Origin of the sequence: Pseudomonas sp. B1(2018), from assembly GCF_003097365.1 — a bacterium.
Classification (GTDB): domain Bacteria; phylum Pseudomonadota; class Gammaproteobacteria; order Pseudomonadales; family Pseudomonadaceae; genus Aquipseudomonas; species Aquipseudomonas laurylsulfatiphila.
In genome coordinates this window covers 162,069-172,356 of sequence record NZ_PYUK01000014.1, presented here as the reverse complement: position 1 = coordinate 172,356, position 10,288 = coordinate 162,069, and the positions used below count along the sequence as shown (strand labels likewise).

General features: G+C 58.7%; 9 protein-coding genes. 7 read left to right on the top strand and 2 right to left on the bottom strand.

Features of this window, described 5'->3' with window-relative positions; all coding sequences use genetic code 11:
• The first annotated feature begins 610 nt into the window (after positions 1 to 610).
• The 6 genes from fadB to C9422_RS21855 all read left to right on the top strand — a co-directional run bounded on the left by fadB (position 611) and on the right by C9422_RS21855 (position 8,052).
• Entirely contained in the window at positions 611 to 2,758 is a 2,148-nt protein-coding gene (fadB, locus tag C9422_RS21885; protein WP_116582107.1) for a fatty acid oxidation complex subunit alpha FadB, read from the top strand.
• 29 nt (positions 2,759 to 2,787) lie between these two features.
• Positions 2,788 to 3,963 (top strand): acetyl-CoA C-acyltransferase FadA, encoded by a 1,176-nt coding sequence (fadA, locus tag C9422_RS21880; RefSeq protein ID WP_007986361.1) that lies wholly within the window; start codon positions 2,788 to 2,790, stop codon positions 3,961 to 3,963.
• A 99-nt stretch (positions 3,964 to 4,062) separates the two neighbouring features.
• Entirely contained in the window at positions 4,063 to 4,299 is a 237-nt protein-coding gene (locus tag C9422_RS21875; protein ID WP_116582106.1) for a DUF1653 domain-containing protein, read from the top strand.
• Between the two features lie 114 nt (positions 4,300 to 4,413).
• On the top strand, positions 4,414 to 7,041 hold the full coding sequence (gene topA / locus C9422_RS21870; protein WP_015095955.1) for a type I DNA topoisomerase: 2,628 nt from the start codon (positions 4,414 to 4,416) through the stop codon (positions 7,039 to 7,041).
• A 158-nt stretch (positions 7,042 to 7,199) separates the two neighbouring features.
• A complete protein-coding gene (locus tag C9422_RS21860; RefSeq protein WP_015095954.1) occupies positions 7,200 to 7,724 on the top strand; it encodes a DUF6586 family protein in 525 nt (174 codons plus the stop codon).
• Between the two features lie 94 nt (positions 7,725 to 7,818).
• Positions 7,819 to 8,052, top strand: a complete 234-nt coding sequence (locus tag C9422_RS21855) for a hypothetical protein (RefSeq protein WP_007991404.1) — start codon at positions 7,819 to 7,821, stop codon at positions 8,050 to 8,052.
• Between the two features lie 93 nt (positions 8,053 to 8,145).
• On the opposite strand, the gene sulA is transcribed toward C9422_RS21855, so the two are convergent.
• Both sulA and lexA read right to left on the bottom strand, forming a co-directional pair.
• Positions 8,146 to 8,622 carry an SOS-induced cell division inhibitor SulA gene (gene sulA, locus C9422_RS21850; protein ID WP_116582104.1) on the bottom strand — a complete coding sequence of 159 codons (477 nt, stop codon included), beginning with the start codon at positions 8,620 to 8,622 and terminating at the stop codon, positions 8,146 to 8,148.
• 10 nt (positions 8,623 to 8,632) lie between these two features.
• Positions 8,633 to 9,241, bottom strand: coding sequence for a transcriptional repressor LexA (gene lexA, locus C9422_RS21845; protein ID WP_007974043.1), 609 nt, complete (start codon positions 9,239 to 9,241; stop codon positions 8,633 to 8,635).
• 229 nt (positions 9,242 to 9,470) lie between these two features.
• On the opposite strand from lexA, the gene C9422_RS21840 reads away from it, so the two are divergent.
• Complete coding sequence (locus C9422_RS21840; RefSeq protein ID WP_007974041.1) at positions 9,471 to 10,178, top strand: TetR/AcrR family transcriptional regulator; 708 nt, start codon at positions 9,471 to 9,473, stop codon at positions 10,176 to 10,178.
• The last annotated feature ends 110 nt before the right edge of the window (positions 10,179 to 10,288 follow it).

Below are 10,288 nucleotides of genomic sequence, written 5' to 3'. Positions count from 1 at the left end.
ATGCGGCGGTCTGCAGCCCATGTTTGCAGCTGCCTCTGGCTGCTATTTTTTTCCTTTTTTTTTAACAAACAATATCAAACTAGCGCTGCCGGCGGCAGCTCCTACAGGGGCTTCTGTGGCACGCAATAAAAAGCCCGACAAAATCATCGGGCGGGTTGGCCAGGCAGGCCGGTAAATCGGTGTTGGCTTATCTTGCGCTGGCATTCGCCATAAGCGCTGACAATTTTCCCCTTGGTTCCGCCAGCGTAGCTTGTTAAACACGGGCTGCAGCGAATTAGGGCGCATTTTCTAACAATTGATTCTATGAATGACCCTGCATGCTGCGGCGTGTTTAAGGTCTTCGCAGTACGGATATGACCGGAAAGTCGCGTTTCAACCCGTGTTTCGGGCGATTGACAATTGTCGGAAATTCCGTGAAGGTGACGTACCCAAATCAAACGGGCGTATGAATTGAGCGTTTGTATTTCAGACCGCTCCTACAGAATCCCGACTATCGCGTTGGCGGGTGTGCCGGGGGAATGGGCGTAGCATCGACGATTAACGTCCCTGCCAAGCCATTCGCCTGCGTCCGACGTGTACTGTTCAGCTTCCATATCGTGGAGATCAGTTGATGATTTACGAAGGTAAAGCCATCACGGTTAAGGCTCTTGAAAGTGGCATCGTCGAACTGAAGTTCGACCTCAAGGGTGAGTCCGTCAACAAGTTCAACCGTCTAACCCTGAACGAACTGCGTCAGGCCGTAGACACCATCAAGGCAGATGCTTCGATCAAGGGCGTGATCGTCAGCAGTGGCAAGGACGTGTTCATCGTCGGCGCCGACATCACCGAATTTGTCGACAACTTCAAGCTGCCGGATGCAGAGCTTGTTGCTGGCAACCTCGAAGCCAACAAGATTTTCAGCGATTTCGAAGACCTCAACGTTCCGACCGTTGCCGCGATCAATGGCATCGCGCTGGGTGGCGGTCTGGAAATGTGCCTGGCGGCGGACTACCGCGTCATGTCCACCAAGGCCAAGATCGGCCTGCCGGAAGTCAAGCTGGGCATCTATCCGGGCTTCGGCGGTACCGTTCGTCTGCCGCGTCTGATCGGTGCCGACAACGCCATCGAGTGGATTGCCGCCGGCAAGGAAAACCGTCCTGAAGACGCGCTGAAAGTTGGCGCTGTCGATGCGGTGGTTGCTCCTGAAAAACTGCAGGAAGCTGCGCTGGAACTGATCAAGCGCGCCATCTCCGGCGAGTTCGACCACAAGGCCAAGCGCCAGCCGAAGCTGGAAAAGCTCAAGCTGAACGCCATCGAGCAAATGATGGCTTTCGAAACCGCCAAGGGTTTCGTGGCCGGTCAAGCTGGTCCGAACTACCCTGCGCCGGTTGAAGCGATCAAGACCATCCAGAAAGCCGCGAATTTCGGTCGCGACAAAGCCCTGGAAATTGAAGCCGCAGGTTTCGTCAAACTGGCCAAGACCTCTGCCGCGCAGAGCCTGATCGGTCTGTTCCTGAACGACCAGGAGCTGAAGAAAAAGGCCAAGGCCTACGACGAAATCGCCAAGGACGTGAAGCAGGCCGCCGTACTGGGCGCCGGCATCATGGGTGGCGGTATCGCCTATCAGTCGGCTTCCAAAGGCACGCCGATCCTGATGAAGGACATCAACGAGCACGGCATCGAGCAGGGTCTGGCTGAAGCCGCCAAACTGCTGGTTGGCCGCGTTGAAAAAGGCCGCATGACCGCCGCGAAAATGGCTGAAGTGCTCAACGGCATTCGTCCGACCTTGTCCTACGGTGATTTCGGTCACGTGGACCTGGTGGTGGAAGCCGTTGTCGAGAACCCGAAGGTCAAGCAAGCCGTACTGGCTGAAGTTGAAGACCAGGTCAAAGAGGACACCATCCTCGCGTCCAACACCTCGACCATTTCCATCACTTTGCTGGCCAAGGCCCTCAAGCGTCCGGAAAACTTCGTCGGCATGCACTTCTTCAACCCGGTGCACATGATGCCGCTGGTGGAGGTGATCCGTGGCGAGAAGTCCAGCGAGCTGGCCGTTGCCACCACCGTTGCCTACGCCAAGAAAATGGGCAAGAACCCGATCGTCGTCAACGACTGCCCGGGCTTCCTGGTCAACCGCGTCCTGTTCCCGTACTTCGGCGGTTTCGCCAAGCTGGTCAGCGCCGGTGTGGACTTCGTCCGTATCGACAAGGTCATGGAAAAATTCGGCTGGCCTATGGGCCCGGCCTACCTGATGGACGTGGTCGGCATTGACACCGGCCACCACGGCCGTGACGTGATGGCTGAAGGCTTCCCGGACCGCATGAAAGACGACCGTCGCTCGGCCGTTGACGTGCTCTACGAAGCCAAGCGCCTGGGCCAGAAGAACGGCAAGGGCTTCTACGCCTACGAGACCGACAAGAAGGGCAAGCAGAAGAAGGTCGCCGACCCGTCGGTACTGGAAGTGCTCAAGCCAATCGTCTTTGAACAGCGCGAAGTCACTGACGAAGACATCATCAACTGGATGATGATCCCGCTGTGCCTGGAAACCGTGCGTTGCCTGGAAGACGGCATCGTCGAAACCGCTGCCGAAGCCGACATGGGTCTGGTCTACGGCATTGGTTTCCCTCCATTCCGTGGCGGTGCGCTGCGCTACATCGATTCGCTCGGTGTGGCAGAGTTCGTTGCCCTGGCTGACCAGTACGCTGATTTGGGCGCGCTGTACCACCCGACCGCGAAGCTGCGCGAAATGGCCAAGAACGGCCAGAGCTTCTTCGGTTAAGCGCCCCCAACTAGAGTGAGAGTGAACTTATGAGCTTGAATCCTAGAGACGTCGTGATTGTCGACTTCGGTCGTACTCCGATGGGCCGCTCCAAGGGCGGCATGCACCGCAACACCCGCGCCGAAGACATGTCGGCGCACCTGATCAGCAAACTGCTGGAACGCAACGTCAAGGTCGACCCGAACGAAGTCGAGGACGTGATCTGGGGCTGTGTGAACCAGACCCTGGAGCAGGGCTGGAACATCGCGCGCATGGCGTCGCTGATGACCCAGATCCCGCACACCTCGGCCGGCCAGACCGTCAGCCGTCTGTGCGGCTCGTCCATGAGCGCTTTGCACACTGCTGCGCAAGCGATCATGACCGGCAATGGTGACGTGTTCGTCGTTGGTGGCGTCGAGCATATGGGTCACGTGAGCATGATGCACGGTGTCGATCCGAACCCGCACATGTCGCTGTACGCGGCGAAAGCCTCGGGCATGATGGGCCTGACCGCGGAAATGCTGGGCAAAATGCACGGCATTACCCGCGAGCAGCAAGATGCTTTCGGCGTGCGCTCCCACCAACTCGCCCACAAGGCGACCGTGGAAGGCAAGTTCAAAGACGAAATCATCCCGATGCAGGGCTACGACGAGAACGGTTTCCTGAAAACCTTCGACTACGACGAAACCATTCGTCCGGAAACCACCCTGGAAAGCCTGGCGGCTCTCAAGCCGGCGTTCAATCCGAAGGGCGGCACCGTGACAGCGGGTACTTCGTCGCAGATCACCGACGGTGCTTCGTGCATGATCGTGATGTCGGCGCAGCGCGCACAGGACCTGGGCATCCAGCCTATGGCGGTGATTCGCTCGATGGCAGTGGCAGGTGTGGATCCGGCAATCATGGGCTATGGTCCAGTACCGGCCACACAAAAAGCACTGAAGCGCGCGGGTCTTGGCATCTCCGACATCGACTTCTTCGAGCTCAACGAAGCTTTCGCCGCACAGGCCCTGCCAGTGCTGAAAGATCTGAAAGTGCTCGACAAGATGAACGAGAAGGTTAACCTGCACGGCGGCGCGATCGCCCTGGGCCACCCGTTCGGTTGCTCCGGTGCGCGGATCTCCGGCACTTTGCTCAATGTGATGAAGCAGAATGGCGGTACCTTCGGGGTAGCCACCATGTGCATTGGTCTCGGCCAAGGCATCTCCACCGTCTTCGAACGCGTTTAAGCGTCTCGTTGATGGAAGCCGGGGCCAAGTGCCCCGGTTTTTGTTTTTCCGGATTTATTTTATTTTTTATTTTGAAAAAATTTGAGTGAGGGCCAAAGCATGCCGATACAACCAGGGCTCTACCAACATTACAAAGGTCCGATGTACCGTGTATTCAGTGTTGCACGGCATTCGGAAACCGAAGAAGAAGTGGTCTTCTATCAAGCCCTGTATGGCGATTGCGGCTTTTGGGTGCGTCCCTTGAGCATGTTCCTGGAGTCGGTCGAGGTTGACGGCGAACAGGTGCCACGCTTTGCTTTGGTGCAAGCCGAAGACTGCCCTTTTACCAAGCCATAAGCTGAGTGCGCGCAATACCCTGCGCTTGACCTCACCTTGTAGCCACTATATATAGCGGTGCCGCGTCAGGCGCCAATCGCCTTTCACTTCTCGAATTCAGGAATTTTCTGATCCATGGGCAAATCGCTGGTCATTGTGGAATCCCCGGCTAAGGCCAAGACCATCAACAAGTATTTGGGCAACGAATACGTGGTGAAGTCGAGTATCGGCCATATCCGAGACCTGCCCACCAGCGGTTCGGCTAGCGCCAGCAAAGAGCCGGCCGCCAAGCGCGGCAAGGCTGCTGCGGGCGAAGCGCCGGCACTGTCGCCTAAAGAAAAAGCGCGCAAGCAGCTGGTCGCGCGCATGGGGGTCGATCCGGATCATGGCTGGAAAGCCAAGTACGAGATTCTCCCGGGCAAGGAAAAAGTCATCGAAGAGCTGCGCCGGCTCGCCAAGGATGCTGACACCATCTATCTCGCAACCGACTTGGACCGCGAGGGGGAAGCCATTGCCTGGCACCTGCGCGAAGCCATCGGTGGTGACGACAGCCGCTACAAGCGCGTGGTGTTCAACGAAATCACCAAGAAGGCGATTCAGGAAGCCTTCTCCCAGCCGGGCGAGCTGGATATCGACCGCGTCAACGCCCAGCAGGCCCGTCGCTTCCTCGACCGCGTCGTGGGCTACATGGTTTCGCCGCTGCTGTGGGCCAAGATCGCTCGCGGTCTGTCCGCCGGTCGCGTGCAATCGGTTGCCGTGAAGCTGGTGGTTGAGCGCGAACGTGAAATCCGTGCGTTCATCCCGGAAGAGTACTGGGAAGTGCACGCCGACCTCGGCACCGCAAAAGGCGCGACCGTGCGTTTCGACGTGGCCCGCGAGAAAGGCGAAGCCTTCAAGCCGCTCAACGAAGCCCAGGCCATGGCCGCGCTGGAGAAGCTCAAGGCTTCCAGCTACAGCATCGTCAAGCGCGAAGACAAACCGACCAGCAGCAAGCCGTCGGCGCCGTTCATCACCTCCACCCTGCAGCAGGCCGCGAGCAACCGCCTGGGCTTCGGGGTGAAGAAAACCATGATGATGGCCCAGCGTCTGTACGAAGCCGGCTACATCACTTATATGCGTACCGACTCGACCAACCTCTCGGTTGATGCCGTGGCGATGGCGCGTACTTATATTGAAGGCGAGTTCGGCAAGAAGTACCTGCCGGAAACCCCGAACGTCTACAGCAGCAAGGAAGGCGCACAAGAGGCTCACGAAGCGATTCGTCCGTCCGACGCCAACACCGAGCCAAGCAAGCTGTCGGGCATGGAGCGTGACGCTGAGCGCCTCTACGAGCTGATCTGGCGCCAGTTCCTGGCTTGCCAGATGCTGCCGGCGCAATACCTGTCGACGACCGTCACTGTGGGCGCTGGCGACTTCGAGCTGCGTGCCAAGGGCCGTATCCTGAAGTTCGACGGTTACACCCGCGTCATGCCGCAAATCGCCAAGCCAGGCGACGACGATGTGCTGCCGGACATGGCCCAGGGCGACGCGATGAAGCTGATCAAGCTAGATCCGACCCAGCACTTCACCAAGCCGCCGGCGCGTTACTCGGAAGCCAGCCTGGTCAAGGAAATGGAAAAGCGCGGCATCGGTCGTCCTTCGACCTACGCAGCGATCATTTCGACCATTCAGGACCGTGGTTACGTGGCGTTGCACAACCGTCGCTTCTACTCGGAAAAGATGGGCGACATCGTCACAGAGCGCCTGGCCGAGAGCTTCTCGAACCTGATGGACTACGGTTTCACCGCCGGCATGGAAGAGCATCTCGATGACGTGGCCCAGGGCGAACGCGACTGGAAAAACGTGCTCGACGAGTTCTACGGCGACTTCAAGAAGAAGCTCGAGGTAGCCGAAAGCCCGGAAAACGGCATGCGTGCCAACCAGCCGGTGATGACCGACATTCCGTGCACGACCTGCGGTCGTCCGATGCAGATTCGTACTGCGTCGACCGGTGTGTTCCTCGGTTGCTCGGGCTACAGCCTGCCGCCGAAAGAGCGCTGCAAGGCCACCGTCAACCTGGTGCCGGGCGACGAAATCGCCGCGGACGACGAAGGTGAGTCGGAGTCGCTGGTATTACGTGGCAAGCATCGCTGCCCGATCTGCAGCACGGCGATGGATGCCTACCTGCTGGACGAAAAGCGCAAGCTGCACATCTGCGGTAACAACCCGGATTGCGACGGCTACGAAATCGAAGAGGGCACCTATCGCATCAAGGGCTATGAAGGTCCGAGCCTGGAATGCGACAAGTGCGGCAGCGAGATGCAGCTCAAGACCGGCCGTTTCGGCAAGTTCTTCGGTTGCACCAATGCCACCTGCAAGAACACCCGCAAACTGCTGAAGAGCGGTGATGCGGCACCGCCGAAGATGGACCCGGTGAAGATGCCTGAGCTGAAATGCGAAAAGGTCAACGACACCTATATCCTGCGCGACGGTGCATCCGGCCTGTTCCTGGCGGCCAGCCAGTTCCCGAAAAACCGTGAGACGCGTGCTCCGCTGGTTATCGAGATCGTGCCGCACAAGGATGAGATCGATCCGAAGTATCACTTCCTCTGCGAAGCGCCGAAGAAAGATCCCGATGGCCTCCCGGCTGTGATTCGTTACAGCCGCAAGACCAAGGAACAGTACGTGCAGACCGAAGTTGACGGTAAGCCGACTGGCTGGAAAGCGTTCTACGACGGCGGCAAGTGGACGGTTGAAGACAAGCGCCCGGCTGCGAAGGCGTAGAATCGCAAGACCCCTGTGGGAGCGAGCTTGCTCGCGATGGTCGTCAACGATAACGCGGGCTTTCAGGATGCCCGCGTTGCTCTCAAGTCCATCGCGAGCAGGCTCGCTCCTACACAGGACCTGCGTGAAGCAATTATTTCGTTGTGGAGGCTGCCGTCATGGCCCACGAACTTTATACCCGCACCAATCAGAAGATTTACTTCGCCGGCTTGTCGCTGGAAGCACTGGCGCGCACTGAAGAGGGTCGGGCGATGAATTCGCTGGCGCTGATCCAGGCCGGACGCGAATCGGCGCTGTTTCACCTGTATGGCGCGCTGTTGGGCCTGTGTCATGAAATCGCCGGCTTCTATCGCCTGCCTCAGGCCAATGCACCCCGTGCGGAGTTGCTGCTGACTCGCGAAGTGCTGGAAACCATCGCCATTCCGGAAATGGCCGAGCTGGTCGAACTGGCCAACAACCCGGAGACCTGGCTGGCCAAGTTGTTGGCTGCCCATGCTGCGTTGTTTCAGCCGCCGCGCGCGCCCCACAAGCCAAAAGGGGACGTGACCCAGCCTCTGATTCAGGCTGTCAATCTGGATGAAGTGGATGAGCCAGAGGAACTGAGTCGGGAAGAGCTGGAGAGCTGGCGCCAGAATCTGAAAGGATTGGCGATCCGCTTTCGCGAAGGCCTGAACGAGTGCTGACAGAAACAGTTTTGGGATGGCACCTGGTCAAGATCCCGAGCGAAGCCTGACCGATGCCTATATAATCCCCGCCTTTCGTGGAGAACAGTCCTTTATGCCAACGTCCTTTCTAGAAATTGTCGAGTTACCAGACGGCCGTATCGAGCTGCGCAGGGCCGAGGACGAGGGTTCTCTGGTTACTTTGGATTTCTCCGAGGACGCCAAAGCGTTCCTGCAAGGGCAACACGTGGAAGTCGCCAAGGCGATGTTGAGCGTGGGAGTTCAGATGGCAGGTCGCCTGGTTGAAGGCGAATTCGACAAGGACGAGGGACCACGGGTTCTTCATTGATCCCCGTCCGTCGGTTTTCCTGAAGTCGCTACACATCGGCTTCTCTCTCCCTGGAGAAGCCTCGCGCGGTTAAGCTCGCGCCCCGTCTGTCAGTTATCCCAAACGAATATTCAGGCTCTGAGCGTCCCCGGTCCGGGCGGCGCTGATCAGCTGTTGCCGGGATTGGCTGCTCAGCGGGTTGAGCCAGCTGACAACCGTATGGCTGCGCCCAAGACGCAGGGCTTCGCAGGTCAGTTGCTGAGCACTTTGGGCGCCCCGGGGGTGCAGCAACAGAATGCGCTCGCGGTTGAGGCCGGCATCTCGCAGCCAGGCTTGGGTTAGGCTGGCGGGCGGCGCGATCAGTGTCAGCCAGCGTGCGTCCTGGTCCTGGCTCAATTCCCTGAGGATCGGTGCCAGAAGGCTCAGGCAGTTCCCGGCTGCACCACGCAGTGACAGCTCGCTGAAAACGTCAGGTTCGGCGCTCCAGGGGGACTCGACTACGTCTTTCAGGATCGGCGCCAATGGCTGTGCCATGAACGCTTCGAACAACGGCAGTTGGGTTTGCTGTGGTGATGGCTGTGGGAACTGCATGGTGCCTCCTTTAGCGGCGAATCACGCCGACACTCAAGCCTTCGATCACCAGTTCCTGATCTTGAAGGTTCACTTCGATAGGGGCGAACTCGGGGTTCTCGGCGATCAGCCAGACTTTGCTGCCGTCACGCTTGAAGCGTTTGACGGTCACTTCGTCGCCGATTCGTGCAACCACGATCTGGCCGTTACGGGCTTCGCGGGTAGTGTGGACGGCCAGCAGGTCGCCGTCGAAAATGCCGACATCCTTCATGCTCATCCCGTGGACGCGCAGCAGGTAGTCGGCGCGTGGATGGAAGAAGGCAGGATTAATGTTGCAGGACTCTTCGATGTGTTGCTGCGCTAGAATCGGGGCGCCGGCTGCGACCCGGCCAATGATTGGCAGGGTGGAATCGTCGGCCTTGGCTTCGAAGCCGGGGATGCGAATGCCACGGGAGGCGCCAGGCGTCATCTCGATGGCGCCCTTGCGGGCCAGCGCCTTGAGGTGCTCTTCCGCCGCATTGGGTGACTTGAAACCCAGTTCCTGAGCGATTTCCGCACGGGTGGGGGGGTATCCGTTGTCTTCCAGGCAGCGTTTGATGAAAGCCAGAATCTCTGCTTGTCGTGGCGTCAGCTTTAGCATATTGATCGCTCTGTTTTTTTATACAGTGACTGGGATTATATACAGTAAGTCGGTCTTGGCAATGCTCCATTTTTCAGCCGCCGCCAGACGGTCAATCAGTCAGTGGATTGAAGCTTCGCCGTTGTGTGGTTAAATGTCTGACCGACCATTCCCGAAACGAACTGCCAGACTTGACAATGCACAGGCTGAAACGTATGTTTCAAACAAGTGTTTGTCAGGCGGAGTAGCCATGGCCCAGTCGGAAACCGTTGAACGCATTCTTGATGCAGCCGAGCAGTTGTTTGCGGAAAAAGGTTTCGCTGAAACCTCATTACGCCTGATCACCAGCAAGGCCGGTGTGAACCTGGCGGCGGTGAACTATCACTTCGGTTCAAAGAAGGCGTTGATCCAGGCGGTTTTCTCGCGGTTCCTCGGGCCGTTCTGCATCAGCCTCGATAAGGAACTGGAGCGGCGTCAGGCCAAGCCTGAAATCAAGCCGACCCTCGAAGAGTTGCTGGAAATCCTCGTCGAGCAGGCCCTTGTGGTGCAGCCGCGCAGCGGTAACGACCTGTCTATCTTCATGCGTTTGCTGGGGCTGGCGTTCAGTCAGAGCCAGGGGCACTTGCGTCGTTATCTGGAAGACATGTACGGCAAGGTGTTCCGCCGCTACATGATGCTGGTCAACGAAGCGGCGCCGCGTATTCCGCCTATCGAGCTGTTCTGGCGGGTGCACTTCATGCTCGGTGCGGCGGCGTTCAGCATGTCCGGTATCAAGGCCTTGCGCGCGATTGCCGAAACCGACTTCGGCGTGAACACCTCGATCGAGCAGGTCATGCGCCTGATGGTGCCGTTCCTGGCCGCCGGCATGCGTGCCGAATCCGGTGTGACCGATACCGCCATGGCCACTGCCCAGTTGCGTCCGCGCAGCAAATCGACACCGGTTGCCGCCAAGGTTTAACCGCGCACGGGTGGGCGCGGCAGCTGACATCCGCTAAGCTAGCCGCCCATGCCGACTCTCGTTCTGAACCCGTTTCCCATCGAACTCGCCAATCTGCCAGGCCTTGCCCC